Origin of the sequence: Planktothrix agardhii, from assembly GCF_904830935.1 — a bacterium.
Classification (GTDB): domain Bacteria; phylum Cyanobacteriota; class Cyanobacteriia; order Cyanobacteriales; family Microcoleaceae; genus Planktothrix; species Planktothrix agardhii.
The window spans coordinates 1-15,761 of sequence record NZ_LR882953.1; the positions used below are offsets into that span (position 1 = coordinate 1).

Here is a 15,761-nt window from a genome sequence, read left to right on the forward strand (position 1 = left end):
TGGGTAATGCCCGTCGATCAATTTTGCCATTGGGAGTGAGAGGAAAACTCGTCAACGTGACAAAGGCTGATGGCATCATATAATCCGGCAGCTTATCATTTAAATAATTCCGTAGTTTAGGAGCTAAACTAATGGCAAATTGTCCAAAAGCCGGGTTATTTGCATACATATACCAGGATTTAGTCCGTTGATGATCGGAGGTTTCTATGGGCAGTGGTTGTGCTACATTTTTGGTCTGATGGTAAAAGTAAATATCATAACGATCTAAGGCATCAGTGGCAAAATTAATCTTAATGGTGTAAGGAATCTCTAATAGCCACCAAGATTCTGGCTCAATTCCCGTAGATAACTGTTGATGCAGAGATTGACGTAATTCCCCAACAGTCTGAATATCTTGATCACTTTCCAGTAATTTCAGCAATTGAATATCAGCCACTAAGCGTGCATTAGGTACATTACGAACAACTAAATTAGCAGGTTCAGTTGTTTTTAAGGTACTGATCACCTGATCTATCGTCAGATGATCGCCCTCCCAGTCAATTGCTTGGCTTGATTTTGGTATTACTTCACTGCCCACATGAAGAACGACATCGTAGCGGAACTTGGTCATTTCATTATGGGAAAAGCCCCGTTTGAGTTGAATTTCCACTTGGGTAATTGTCGGTAAATAGCTTTGTAAAGCGGTGAAAAATGCCGGATCAATTACCAATTCTTGATCAAGTTGTTGATCCTTGGCGATCTGCTGTTTAAGCCTTGCTAGGGAGAGATCATCAGCTGCTTTATAAAATTGAACACTACTATGAAAAGCCGATAATAAAGGCAAACTACGAACATCCCCAACAAAAATTCTGCCCCCCGACATAACTGCTTTCACTGCTTGCTCTAAGACCGTCACCAAATAGTCAATATTTGGGAAGTATTGCACCACAGAGTTAATCACAATAGTGTCGAAGGATTGCGTAGCAATTTCGCTTAAATCATCAGCAAGTCGTTGTTTTAACTGAATATGTGACCAATTACCAGGCTGCGTATTTAACTGCTGTTGAATATAATTTAGACCTTGCTGGGCTGCGTCAATCCCCCAATAGGATTGACAAGTTGGGGCAATCCGTAGCAATAACATACCTGTTCCACAACCAATCTCTAAAACCCGTTGGGGTTGATGTTGTTTAATGCGATCAACGATACTATTTACCCACTCCCGCATTTCTTCAGCAGGAATTAGCTCTCCCGTATAGCTACTATCCCAACCTGAGATATTTAGTGTTGACTCTTGCTCAGTTTCCGTCTGATTGTAGGCGTTATCCCATGCTATTTGCCATTCTTGTAGAATGTTTTGTTCTTCGTCCTGAAAAGCTCTTTTGGTTACTTCACTAGCTGCGTCAACTTGAGCATTTTGCTTCGGAATAATATAAGCAACCAAACGCTCATTGCCTGTATCATCTTGGCGAGGAATCGTGACGCATTGATCGACATGATGATGTTTTTCTAAGGCTGTTTCGATTTCTCCTAATTCAATACGAAAACCTCGAATTTTAACTTGGTTATCAATTCGTCCTAAATATTCAATGGTGCCGTCGGGTAAATAACGTGCTAAGTCTCCGGTCTGATACATTCGTGAATTAGATAAAAAGGGATCGGGTAAAAAGCGTTCTGCGGTTAAATCGGGACGCTTAAAATAACCCCGTGCCACACCACATCCACCAATATATAGATCGCCAGGAACTCCGATAGGAACTGGTTGTAGAGATGAATCTAGTATATAAATTTGGGTATTGGCAATGGGACGACCAATAGACTCAGTTATGTTGGAATAACCAAGGATACGATTTTTCTTAATCTGCCCCGTTGCAGACCAAACAGTGGTTTCTGTCGGTCCATAAATATTCCATAAACAGCCGACTTTTTCTAAGAGGCGATCAGCTAGTTCTTGGGGTAAAGATTCCCCACCACAAATTGCTTTTAAGTTATCTTTTCCTTGCCAATTAGTGCTTAAAAGAATACGCCAAGTGGCGGGAGTTGCTTGCATGACTGTGGCATCATGATCGGCGATTAATGTTGCTAAACTCAGGCCGTCTGCGGCGACTGAAGAACTCGCTAAAACAACTTTTGCCCCTGTAATTAGGGGTAGATATAGTTCTAGGGTATGAATATCAAAACTAATCGTGGTAACAGCAACTAAACAATCTTTATGGGTAAAACCTGGTTCTGAGCGCATTGACCAAAGAAAATTCACTAAAGAACGGTGTGCAATTTCTACGCCTTTAGGTTCACCTGTAGAGCCAGAAGTAAAAATGACATAACATAACTGTTCGGGAATTACCTCACTTTCAGGATTCTCTGGGGATTTTTGGGAAATAGTTGACCATTCCTGATCTAAGCAAACCAGTTGGGCTTGGTGGGGAGGTAATTTCTCTAATATCTGACTTGATGTGATTAAAAATTTCGCCTGTGATCTCTCTAAAATATATTCGATTCGTTCCATTGGATAGTTAGGATCTAGGGGAACATAAGTTGCCCCAGCTTTGAGAATACCTAACAACCCCACCATCATGTCTAAGGAACGCTCAATACAAATCCCGACCAAAGACTCCTGCTGTACGCCCAAGCCTTGCAAATGATGGGCTACTTGATTGGCACGGTTATTTAATTCTTGATAGGTTAGAAATTCTTGCTCAAAGACAACTGCGATCGCATCCGGTGTTTTTCTAACTTGCTCTTCAAATAATTGATGAATGCACTGATGCTGGGGGTAGTTCGCCGATGTATTATTCCATTCCACTAATAACTGATGCCGTTCCTTCTCAGTCATTAAAGAAAGCTGATGGAGGGAGGCTTTTGGCGTATTAATGACACCCTCTAACAGGTTGAGATAGTGTTGTGCTATTCGTTCAATAGCTTCGGCACTAAACAAATCGGAGTTATATTGCCAAAGAAGCGTCAATTCAGAACCAACATCAATAAAACTGAGCTTAATGTCACATTCTACCCCTCGCTGCTCCTCCAAAGAATAAAACTCGAAGGGCAATGATTCACCATGAGATTCTATTGGTTTGTCAAGGTCAGACCCGGAAAATTTCCGCCAGTTAAACATTACTGAGGAAACGGGTATCTGACTAAAATCTCGTTGTAAATCAAGATGTTTAACTAATTTTGTTGAGAAAGCATTAACTCCTTCATGACTTATGCCTGCCGAAAGAGCTTGATTTACTTGTTCAAGTAACATTTCAAATGTCATGTCCTTAGTCGGAGTCAGACGTAATGCCACTAAGTCTGTAAAATGACCTGCTATATCTGCAAATGCTGCTTGACCTCCTCTATTTTGCATTGGCACTGTGATCAGAATATCTTCTTGGCTAGAGTAGCGATGTAAAAGTACATAAAAAGTTGCCAGAGCGATTGAGGAAACAGCAATATTCTCAGTTGCTATTTCTTTTAACCGCAAAACTAAACTTTGATCTAGTTTTAAGAAATAGGAATTGCCATTGAAAGAAAAAACTTTTGGTCTTGGCTTGTCCGTAGGCAGAGCTAAAATTGGCAACTCACCTGCTAACTTATCTTGCCAATATTGTTGATGTGCTTCCGCTTGAGTGGACTTAATAAAATCTAATTCCCAGTTAACAAAGTCGCTGTAAGCTAAGGCTTCATCAAGTTCATGACCTAAATAGAGTTGATTAAATTCCTTCAAGAGTAAATCTTGTGTTGCCTCATCCGCAGCGATTTGATGAATTGTTAAAACCTGTATAAAATTTGTCTCAGTGGTTTGGAATAGATAAAGAGCGATAACTCTTCCCTTTTCAAGATCATGAAGGCGATCAGCACGATCAAGTATTTCTTTCTGTAACTCTTCTTGCGACCAAGTTGACGCATTAATAACTTCCATGGGTACATCAGCTACTTGATGCACAAATTGCACTGGTTCTCCCGTATTATCTTGACCATAAGCAGTACGCAAGATGGGGTGACGTTGAATAATCGCTTGCCAGGTTGCTTTCCATCGGTTGAAATCTAAAGAATATTTGAGCCTCAAGGCACTGTATCGGTTATATGCCTTACTTGTTGGAGCAAACTGATGAATAGCCCATAAACGTTGCTGAACTACAGACAAAGGACAGATGGCCATAATTTCTGTATCTAATGTGGAAGAGTAATATATAATAGCCAATAATAGCCAAGAAAAACCATTATTGGAATTTTTGGGGATTGTTAAATTGTGGATAAACTTGGGGTTATGACATTAAATCAGATGGACTCTATCGATCAATCAGCAGTGGCTATTATCGGTATGGCCGGGCGTTTTCCCGGGGCAACAAATATTGATGAATTGTGGCGTAACGTCAAAAGTGGTTTGGAGTCCATCACTTTTTTTTCCGATGAAGAGTTATTGTCAGCCGGAGTTTCTCCCAATATTATTAACAATCCCAACTATGTGAATGCCTCGCCAACATTACCCGATTTAGAAAAATTCGATGCGTTTTTCTTTGATTACAGTGCTAAGGAAGCACTATACATGGATCCTCAACAAAGGATTTTCCTCGAATGTGCTTGGGAAGCCTTAGAGAACTCTGGATACCAAGCGGGGACATCCAAACAAACCATTGGTGTTTATGGAGGATCGTCTATCAGCCTGTACTTGCTGAATGACATTATCCATGGGAATCAGGTGTATGCCGGTCATATGAACACTTCAAAAGAGTCGGTAGTATTTGGGGGGAATGTGCCTGAATCACTGACGACAAGGGTTGCCTATAAATTAAATTTGACTGGTCCGGCAATTCATGTATCCACAGCTTGTTCAACCAGTTTAGTAGCAGTGCATATGGCTTGCCAAAGTTTATTAAATGGAGAGTGTGAAATTGCTTTAGCTGGAGGGGTATCTTATCTCGGTTCTCAAAAAGAAGGATACTTTTACGAAGAAGGTCTTGTTCTTTCTCCAGATGGGCATTGTCGCAGTTTTGATGCTCAAGGTAAAGGAACTCTTTGGGGCAATGGAGTAGGAATTATTGTTCTGAAAATGTTAGATGAAGCAGTAGCTGATGGTGATTATATCCATGCTGTTATTAAAGGTTCTGCGGTTAATAATGATGGCAACTTGAAAGTTAGTTATAGTGCGCCAAGTGTGGATGCTCAGGCGAGAGTTATTTACCAAGCTCAAGATGTGGCAGATATTGATCCTGAAAGTATCACTTATATTGAAGCCCATGGTACAGCAACTTCACTGGGAGACCCGATAGAAATTGCGGCACTAACTCAAGCATTTCGAGCAAAAACCGCAAAGAACAGATACTGTGCGATCGCCTCTTTGAAGAGCAATATTGGTCATTTAAGTGAAGCATCGGGAATAGCTGGCTTAATTCGGACAGTCCTTGCCTTGAGGCATAAACAAATTCCTGCAAGTTTACATTTTGAAACGCCAAATCCCCATATCGATTTTGAGAATAGTCCTTTCTATGTCAACACAGAGTTAAAGGCTTGGGAACGCAATGGTAGCCCACGGCGGGCTGGCATCAACTCCTTTGGCATGGGTGGGACGAATGCCCATGTGGTATTAGAAGAATGGGATGTGTCACAGAAGACTGATCGCACCAACCAACGTCGTCAACAACTCTTCTTATTATCTGCTAAAACGCCTACTGCCTTAGAAACCATGACGACCAACTTGGTCAATTATTTAGATCAATATCCCGAACTCAACCGTGAAGATGTGGCTTATACCCTGGCCTTAGGACGAAAAGCCTTTAAGCATCGTCGGATTGTCGTGTTGGATGATAATGAGAGTCTAGGTGATGTTGTAGTTTCCCAAGCCGGAAAACGCACGTTAACTAATAGTGGTGGCGTTAAAACCCGTTCCGTTGTTTTTATGTTCTCTGGTCAAGGATCTCAGTATGTGAATATGGCTAAAGAACTTTATGAAACTGAAGCTATTTTTCGGGAGCATCTTGACCATTGCTGTGAACTACTCACTCCACACCTTGGCTTGGATTTACGAGAAATTCTTTATCCAGTTCCTGAACAAATTGCCGTCGCCACCGAGCAACTGAAACAAACGTCAATTACGCAACCAGCTTTATTCGCTATCGAATATTCTCTGGCAAAACTTTGGATGTCTTGGGGAATTCAACCAGTTGCCCTGATCGGTCATAGTATTGGGGAGTATGTTGCTGCTACCATTGCAGAAGTTTTTTCCCTAGAAGATGCTTTGATGATCGTTGCCCAACGGGGAAAACTCATGCAGTCCATGCCCGCAGGAGCAATGCTGGCAGTTCCTTTGTCTGAACAAGAAGTTAAACCAATGCTCGTTGGTACAGGCTTAGAGATTGCTACTATTAACAGCCCAGCTAATTGCGTAGTTTCAGGCATGACTGATACACTGACAAATTTTGCAGAGCGACTGGCAGACAAAGGCATTGAAGGACGGCATTTACATACATCTCATGCTTTCCACTCAGGGATGATGGAGCCAATCTTAGACCCATTCATTAAGGTGCTGAAGACAGTAGAGTTAAATGCACCCAAAATTCCCTTTGTTTCTAATTTGACTGGGACTTGGATTACAGTTGAGCAAGCCACTGATCCTCATTATTATGGGCAACATCTACGTTCTTGTGTACGGTTCGCCGACGGTTTAACTGAGTTTTTTGAGGATTCAGAGCAAATTTTGCTGGAAGTCGGACCAGGAAATACTCTTAGCACCTTAACTAAGCGCCACCCCCAAAAAACCTCTGAGCAGATCACGTTAACATCCCTACGGCATCCTCAAGAAGATACTGCCGATCTGACATTATTGCTAAAATCCTTGGGTCAATTATGGCTGGCTGGGGTTGAATTAGATTGGGATAACTTTTATGGTGAAGAGCAACATTATCGAGTTCCCCTACCCACTTATCCTTTTGAACGCCAACGGTATTGGATTGAACCAAAAAAACAGAAATTAGAACAAATTTATCAAAATAAAAAGTCTGATATTGCCGATTGGTTTTATCAAACCTCTTGGAAACGGTCTAATTTACCCACGAAAGAGTCAGGAGCGATCGCATCTCCAGTCTTGGTTTTTGTTGATCAGGTAGGCTTAGGTTCTCAACTGGTTCAGCAATTAACAATCCAAAGCCAGGATATTATTGCAGTTAAGTCCGGGGAAAAATTTGCACAAATTGAAAACAATATATATACGATCAATCCAGTTGAGCCTGCGGATTATCAGAAAGTAATTCAATCACTTCAGGAACGCAATCTATTTCCTCAAACAATTATACATTTGTGGGCGGTGACACCGCCACCAGTAGCCGAAGAAACCTTAGAGGAAACTCTTAAACAGGTTCAACAATTTGAAGATATTGGATTTTATAGCTTACTGTACTTAGTACAAGCTCTAGGAGAACAAAATATAGAGACCGATATTAATTTTCTAGTGATTTCCAATCAATTACAGACTGTCACTGGAGAAGAAATGATCGTCCCTGCAAAAGCTACGCTGATTGGAGCAGTCCGTGTCATTTCCCAAGAGTATAACAATATCCACTGTCGTTGTATTGATCTTGTTCTTTCCACTCAAGACTATAATAAAGTTATTACCCAACTAATTGCTGAGTTACAACATGATATTCCTGACCAACTGATTGCCTATCGTGAGAACTCTCGCTGGGTTGAATCGTTTGAACCTATCCCCTTACAGCCATCTACTTGCAATGAACTTCCCTTTAAAGTTCAAGGCGTTTATCTGATCACTGGTGGTATGGGTGGTATGGGCTTAGTCTTTGCCGAATATCTTGCGAAAACATTACAGGCTAAGTTGGTGTTGATTTCCAGATCGCCTCTACCTGAGCGTACTGAGTGGAATCATTGGTTAACAACCCATACAGAAGATGATCCGACCAGCCGTAAAATCTTGAAGATGCAAAAGTTTGAAGCTGAAGGATCAGAGGTTTTGCTACTCAGTGCTGATGTGACAAATGTTGCTGAAATGGCTAATGCGATCGCTACAGCCCGACAAAAATTTGGTGTGATTCATGGAGTCATTCACACAGCGGGGCTTCCTGGTGGTGGTGTAATGCAACTCAAAACCCGTGATGTTGCTCAACGAGTATTAGCTCCTAAAGTGGCAGGAACCATTATTCTTGATACTTTACTAAAGGATGAACCACTCGATTTTATGTTGCTGTGTTCTTCCTTGGAATCAGTGTTAGGCACAGCAGGACAAATTGACTATTGCGGAGCAAATAACTTTTTAGATACCTATGCCCAAGCCCAAACCATCAAGGGTGATCGGCTTACCTTAAGTATTAACTGGGATGCCTGGCAGCAGGTGGGGATGGCTGTAGAAACGGCTCAGTATGGACTCGATAATAAAATTCTGGAAATTAAAGCCCTTAACCATCATTTATTTGATAAGTGCATTGTTGAGACAAACCAGGCAGTTTATATGGGGATACTTAAACCCGAAATACACTGGATTGTTGGTGAACACGTAGTTTTAAATTTACCTAGCTTGGTGGGAACGGCTTATCTTGAGATTGCCCGATCAGTTTATGAACTTCACAGTGGCGAGTCCACAGTTGAGTTACAAGATGTTTATTTTCTACAGTTCTTATTTATTGAAGGCGACCAAAAAGAACTGCGGGTTATTTTAAAACCAGAAGTTGCATCAGAAAAAATGTCATTTTCGATTCAGACCTTAAATGCTGATTCGGGTGAATGGGTAGAACACGCCCAAGGAAAAATTGTGCCACCAAATTTTCCAGAAACTGTGAAATATGATATTAACGAACTGGAAGCTAGTTGCAATGTCAATATGATCGTTCCCGATTTACAGGCATTACCGGACTATACTCACTATGGTCCTCGATGGCTTAGTAATATCAAATGGCGGAAAGCCAATGACGATCATAACTTAGCTCTCATGGAACTTCCAGCCGAGTTTGCCCATGATTTAGAACAATATAAATTCCATCCCTCCATGGTAGATACGGCGACCTATGTAGTGGCAGATGTTCTACCTAATGAACTCACCAGTCAATTACCCTTTTTCAAGGCAGACAGCACTTACTTACCCTATTTCTATGAGCGGGTGCAAATGAAAGGGGCACTGCCAGGCAAATTTTATTCTTATACAAGCCGTACTTTAAAAGGGCGAGATTGGAGCATTAACCTATCGTTCATAAGCCCCGATGGAGTCGAGGTTGTGGTCATAGACAACTACGTTTTGAAATATACAGATTCTGCTTATAGTATTAAAGAAAATCAAGATGCACGGCAAGCAAAACAGCGACAAACCCAAAAACTAGAAGCAACCTTAGAATCTGCTATTCTACCGGAAGAAGGGGTTGAATGTTTAGTGCGAACACTACAAAGCCAGATGCCACAAATTATAGTTTCAACTCTTGGTGTTGACTATCAAAGGAGTTTGCTGAAACAAGCTGATGCAGCAGACGAATTGGAAGCTGCGATTTTATTTGAACGACCACAGTTAAGTCAGAAGTTTGCTGCCCCCCAAACAGAAACGGAAAAAGCGATCGCTGTCATTTGGGAACAGGTTTTAGGAGTTAAGGGGATTGGCATTGATGATAATTTCTTTGACTTAGGTGGTGATTCCCTGATCATTGTACAGATCCTGCAAAAACTGCGACAAACGCTGAAAAAAGATCTGACCATTAACGATCTACTTAACTCAAATACTATTGCGGAACTTGCTCAAATTATTGATCCTGAGTCGGCTGAAACCTCAACTCAATTGCCCTCCTGTATTGTTAAATTCCGCCAAGGGAGTGCCGGAGTAACACCAATCTTCTTGGTGCATCCCATTGCAGGGACAATACACAACTATGTTAATTTGCCTAATTGCTTACCCTCAGATCAACCGTTGTACGCCATTCAGCATCCCAAGTGGACAGATGAGTTAGTACATTGCCAAACTATAGAAGAACTTGCTACCTACTACTTAGAAGCAGTGCGTCAAGTACAACCCCAGGGACCTTATTTCTTAGGCGGTTACAGCGGTGGGGTATATGCTACCTATGAAATGGCACAACAACTGACGGCTGTAGGGGAAAAAGTAGCCTTTCTCGCCCTGATCGATAAACCTCACTGGGAGACGGATGCCGACAAACCCAATTGGCATAACCCCGATTTCGGCACAGATTTAGAAACAATGCTGTATTACTCTGATCTGCGGACACCAAAAGCCAACGGCGAAAGTCACTTAAATGATTATCTCCAACTCAATAGTTTTGAAGAACGGTTCCAGTATTTCCTCGACCATTCTCCTTGGATTCAAGAGATGATGCCTGTCAATTCTACCAATGAAGAATGGCAAAAATTCTGGGCAATTTTCGTTGAGCTACGCATTATGAATGTCAATTATCAGTTGAAGAAATATGACGGCACAGCGGTTTATATGGCAGCGCAAATTCGTGATATTTATCATGATCGCTTCCATGAAAAACCTTGGTTTGCAGTGATTCCTCATCTTATCTTTGAGGAAGTGCCAGGAGATCACGTCACCATGTGGCATCAACCCCATATCCAGGTTTTATCTCAAACAATTCAAAAATATGCCCAGACCAGACAAGGGCAAACAGCCTCTTCTGCTGAAAAATCTCTAACCGTCAATAACCTGAGTCAAGACTTATTATTAACTACTGCTCAAGAAAAAACCGGATTAAAGGACTTTGGAGATGACCATTTCTTAACCGGTCTTGAAAAACTTTTAGAGGCAATCCAGCAGGAAGCAAAATTGCATCTAATGGGGCAGAAGTTTATAAAAGAATTAATCATTCGGCTACTGTCTAACCGCCTGCAAATTCAAGCCGAACTAAAACGCCATCCAGATATTCTCAATACTCCAATTAAGCAACCTTTATTTATTTTTGGATTACCTCGTACAGGTTCAACCTATTTGCACAACTTACTTTGTCAGGATCCCTCAGTCCGATGGCTACCTTTGTGGCAGGGATATATTCCTTACCCCTCACCTGATCCTCAAACCTCTGGACAGGATCCCCGCATCAAGCAAACCCAAGATGCTTTTAAGAACTATGAGTTCTTTACTCCAGAATCCACAGCCATGCATAAATACGATGCTTGTGCCCCAGAAGAGTGTGTTTGGCTATTGCAGAATGATTTTGCCTGCACCAGCTTTAGTTTCTTAACTCAAATCCCGTCTTATACGGCTTGGCTGAGAAACCAGGATATGGTTGCGGTTTATGAGTATTACCGTCAACAACTCCAGCTTTTAGATTGGCGTTTTGCTTCTCATCGCTGGGTTTTGAAAAATCCTTTCCATTTAGGGGATCTATCTGCCTTAAAAACAGTTTTTCCAGATGCCTGTTTCATTCAAACCCATCGTGATCCAGCACAGGTGGTAGCTTCCTACTGCCACCTGATTAAAAATCTTAGACCTGTATATTCCGATCACCTTGATTTACAAGCTATTGGTCACGAAATATTAGAAATTCTCTCTAATCAAGTTGAACAAGGTATGAAAGCACGGGAAACGATTGAAGAACAACGAATTTATGATGTTCATTTCAGTCAATTAGTACAGAATCCTCTCGAAACTGTACGACAAATTTATAACCACTTTGGCTATGAATTGACTCAAACCATGGAGGAAAATGTACAACAATATATGAAAAACAACCCTCGATATAAACACGGCAAGTATGGTTATTCATTGGAAGAATTTAACCTTGATTTAACCAACGTCAATCAAACATTTTTTAAATATATTAAAAAATTTGAAATGTATATTGACACCGGTAATAAATAGCTCTTTAATTTAATAATGTAAAAACAAATAGCAATGAACAATTTTACCGCATATATTCCCACACAACTCCATTTTGGACAAAATTCCGTAAACGAATTAGGTAAGCACGCCGAAAAAATAGGCTGCCATGCTTTGCTGGTTTATGGTTGTGGGTCTGCTTTCAAAAATGGAAGTTACTTCGATACAGTTGATCAGCTTAAACAACACAACATCAAAATAACGGAGTGTGGCGGAATTTATGCAAATCCTACCGTTGAGTGTGTCTCTAAAGCAGCACAACTAGGTCGGGAAAATGGTGTTGATATGGTAGTTGCGATTGGTGGTGGGAGTGTTATTGATGCGGCAAAAGTTATTGCAATTTGTGTGGCGGATGAGTGTGATCCGTGGACAATCATGACTCGTAATCATGAACCCCAAAAAGCCGTTCCCATTTTGGCTATATTAACATTGGCTGCCACAGGGACAGAAATGAACCCAGCGGCAGTCATCCTAAATCCTTACACAAAACAAAAACTCGGATTCAGGCATAACTTTATGTATCCAACCCATTCCTATCTCGATCCGAGTTATACACTCTCAGTGCCAACCAACTATACGGCCTATGGCATTGTTGATCTTATTTGCCATTGTCTCGAAGCGTGGTTTGGAGAGGGGGATGCAACTTTATCTGATCGTTTTACCATTGCTATTATTCAAGAAGCACTTGTTTATGGTCCAGCATTAATGAATGATATGGGTAGCTTTGATTTACGCTCTAAGATTATGTGGGCAGCTACGAATGCACTTAATAATATGACAACCTATGGTCGTAGTTCACCAGACTGGGGAGTTCATATATTAGCCCATAATTTGTCAGTGCTTTTTAATACGGCTCATGGTGCTACCCTTTCAATTATCTATCCTGCTTGGTTAAAAGTAATGCGCGATCGTGCCAAGCATCGCATTGTCAAATTAGGTGAAAGTTTGTTTGATACTAACGATGTGGATATGACAATCAATGCCATTGAAAATTTCTTTGCCAGTTTAGGTAGTCCAGTACGCTGTCAAGAGGCAAAAATTGATACAGCATACCAACAGGATATTCTCGATTTAATGAACAAAAATCAAGCTGGAGGCTTAAACTATCAACTTTCCCAAGCAGAGCGCAAAAAAATCTTGGATTATGCTTTCTCTGACTAAATAATTATAACGGGTCTAAAAATATAAATATAAGGTTGGTAAAATGGCTATCTTTATGTTATATATTTTTCTTAGTTTAACTAAATCAAACTCCCATGAATAATACAAAAACTGCATTACCTAAAAAACTTGATGAACCAATTTCAATTCGTCCTTTGACTAAGGATGAACTAAATTTTTACCGTGAAAATGGTTATGTTATTGTCCGCCAACTTTTTGATCCAGAAGAAATGGAATTAGTTCGTGCCGTTTGTCAATCTGATCCAAAACTTAAAGAGGTCTTCAAACCGGTAATTGATAATGATGGCAAGACTTGGGGTGCATCAGTATGGGCAGGCTTAAATGATAGTTTGGTGAGTATTGTCACCCAAACTGCTAGAATGGTTTCTGCCGCTGAAGCGATTACAGGAAAATCTTGTTATTTTATGTACTCTAAAATCGTTCAAAAAGCAGCTTATGATGATGCAATCGTCTATTGGCATCAAGGTTTTCCCGGTTGGTACTACGATGGCTGTCCTTTTCCTGATCTGTTTGCAAGTTTTTCGATAGCTGTAAATAGAAACACAAAAGATAATGGCTGTGTACAAGTAATTGAGAAGTCTCATCTTTTAGGTCGTATCGATCATATAAGCGAAGGTAATTCGGATAAAGTCCGTTGCGATCCAAAGCAGATAAATCGAGCATTAGAACATTTGAAAGTAGTAGATTGTGAAATGGAAACAGGTGATGTACTCTTCTTCCATGGCAACACAATTCATGGCTCCCTAGAGAATAAAACGGGAGATGTCCGCATTTTGATGCATGGTCATTACAATGCATTAATTAATCGACCATCAGAGGATAAACCTGATTCTCATCGTTGTGTTCCAATGAAAAAACTGCCTGATTCTGCTATCAAGGATGGACTCTATACATCTGGTTTTGAAAGTGATAGTCAAAACTGGAACTGGTATAACAATGTACCAGAAGATTACGTCAAGGAACCACAACACTGATCACAATCGTGCCATCGTTAAGGAAAAATCTAGTTTTAATCAATGGACATAAAAAGTCAACAACCCACCGCTAAAGCGGGGGCTTGAAATACAGCCCTAGTTGACCAGACTAAGGTAGTAATACCTACGTTAGTGGTAAGTGTTTAAGTTCTTACCTACGGATGCGTAGCCAGTCTGTAGCTCTAAAACTCAAAGGTTAAACAGTCATTTGGGAGACAGTGCCTTTGAGATAGTACCGGCCACTAACATTGTCGAGGCTCACATCACCCTAGAAATAGGAGTCGGGTTTTGGCTGGTTCCTGAAAACAAAACAAAAACCAGCTTTTTTTTCAATATTCCATATTTATTCAGGAGATTTATTGTTATGGATTATAGACCCCTACCCTCCATTCCTCCCACCGCTAAAGCGGGGGTATCCTGGAGGGCGGACAGATGATTAGTGGTTCACCTGATAGCCAACAAAGTCAGACTGGAGATCAGCATCCCTCGTTAAACCTTGGGAATGTCTCCTCATTACCGGCGGTGGGCTTCATTAGTCCTCCTGCCTGGCTAGACCCAGCACCCTATGAATTTACTACAGTTATTCAAGAACCCGTATTAACTCAGCAGGCAATCCCATTATTGCCAGATTTTGATTTTTCCTTTGAAAACCTTGCCTCAGAAGTTCTGGCGGAACAACTCTGTCTCTGTGCTCGTACTTTACAAGCTGCAGGTTGCTCTGTGGTGGTCCAAGTCGGTAATCCTTTTACCTGGGTTAATGTGACATCAGAATCAGAGGCTTGGCGTAGAAATGAGCGTATCGCCTCAGCAACTAATCTTCCTACAATCATGACTACCCTGGCAGTTGTTGAGGCATTACGAGCACACCAGGCTAATAGGATTGCTATTACGACAACTTTCTACAGTCAAACGTGGAATAAACGATTTACTGATTTTATGGAGCTATGTGGTTTTAACGTTATCCATGCTTCTAATTTTTATCAGCAAGGCTTAGTTAAGCAGATCAATCCAGAGGACGCAGAAGAGCACTTTCGGTATACTGATTTGGATAATCCAGTCGAGGCATTGGCAAATCTGATCAAAGCATCCGTTCAATCAGTTAAGGAAAAGGCTCCTGATTGTGAAGCGATCGCCATCGTCGGGACAGGAGCAAGGACTTTAGATATTTTACTTAGTCTAGAAGCGATCACACAGTGTCCAGTAGTCCCTGCGGATACCTCCGTGTATTGGTGGGTAGCCCAGCAACTAAATTTAACCTTATTGCCCACCATGGGTCGCTTTAGAGACTTATCCCTTTAGTAGTCATCTGTAAGAGTTATATTAAGTCGTAAAATACAACCTCTATATAGTTGATGTCCAAATTTACTGGGTAAATAATTATTATATTAAGGGTATTTAAATTGACTTGATATTAAATGCATCTTCAGCTATAGTCATAATCACTAAAAGCAATTTGGGTAAAGTTCTGTAAAAGCGAGTGAGTTCTTGCATCAAAAGAGGAGACCTTTGAATACGATAGGTTATGTTATCTGTCACTGTTAAATCTGAAGCCATAAAAAACATATTTTTGGGAAGCAACAGATTGACGTATGACAATTGAAGATTTATCAAATCTTGAGATTAAATCTATAGTCAAAATCCTGTGATTTAGTCTCAAACCCGACTCAACATGACCCTATCATCTATCTTTCCTTCAAAATCAAACTCATTCACAACGTGTGTGAATATGAGAGAATTTCTCTGTTTAACATATTTAGGAGAGTAAAAGTATGGTTGCACAAGAACCTAAATTAGAAGTTTCCTCTGTTCGTCGTTAACCCAGG

General features: G+C 40.7%; 5 protein-coding genes. 4 read left to right on the forward strand and 1 reads right to left on the reverse strand.

Annotated features, from left to right (window positions below):
- Positions 1-4,123, reverse strand: a 4,123-nt coding sequence (locus NMG88_RS21685) for an amino acid adenylation domain-containing protein (protein ID WP_254035830.1), incomplete at its 3' end; no start/stop codon positions are given.
- 123 nt (positions 4,124-4,246) lie between these two features.
- On the opposite strand from NMG88_RS21685, the gene NMG88_RS21690 reads away from it, so the two are divergent.
- The 4 genes from NMG88_RS21690 (at position 4,247) to NMG88_RS21705 (ending at position 15,237) form a co-directional block, all read left to right on the forward strand.
- Positions 4,247-11,764 carry a type I polyketide synthase gene (locus NMG88_RS21690; protein ID WP_254035831.1) on the forward strand — a complete coding sequence of 2,506 codons (7,518 nt, stop codon included), beginning with the start codon at positions 4,247-4,249 and terminating at the stop codon, positions 11,762-11,764.
- A gap of 33 nt (positions 11,765-11,797) precedes the next feature.
- The gene (locus NMG88_RS21695) at positions 11,798-12,943 is read left to right on the forward strand and encodes an iron-containing alcohol dehydrogenase (protein WP_254034954.1); all 1,146 of its coding nucleotides are present in this window, start codon (positions 11,798-11,800) and stop codon (positions 12,941-12,943) included.
- A gap of 95 nt (positions 12,944-13,038) precedes the next feature.
- Positions 13,039-13,938 carry a phytanoyl-CoA dioxygenase family protein gene (locus NMG88_RS21700; RefSeq protein ID WP_254034955.1) on the forward strand — a complete coding sequence of 300 codons (900 nt, stop codon included), beginning with the start codon at positions 13,039-13,041 and terminating at the stop codon, positions 13,936-13,938.
- A 432-nt stretch (positions 13,939-14,370) separates the two neighbouring features.
- On the forward strand, positions 14,371-15,237 hold the full coding sequence (locus NMG88_RS21705) for an aspartate racemase/maleate isomerase family protein (RefSeq protein ID WP_254034956.1): 867 nt from the start codon (positions 14,371-14,373) through the stop codon (positions 15,235-15,237).
- The last annotated feature ends 524 nt before the right edge of the window (positions 15,238-15,761 follow it).

Excerpts from the sequence above, each read along its gene's own strand:
- NMG88_RS21695 (WP_254034954.1), top strand. The coding sequence starts at position 11,798 with ATGAACAATTTTACCGCATATATTCCCACACAACTCCATTTTGGACAA.
- NMG88_RS21705 (WP_254034956.1), top strand. The coding sequence starts at position 14,371 with ATGATTAGTGGTTCACCTGATAGCCAACAAAGTCAGACTGGAGATCAG.
- NMG88_RS21690 (WP_254035831.1), top strand. The coding sequence starts at position 4,247 with ATGGACTCTATCGATCAATCAGCAGTGGCTATTATCGGTATGGCCGGG.
- NMG88_RS21700 (WP_254034955.1), top strand. The coding sequence starts at position 13,039 with ATGAATAATACAAAAACTGCATTACCTAAAAAACTTGATGAACCAATT.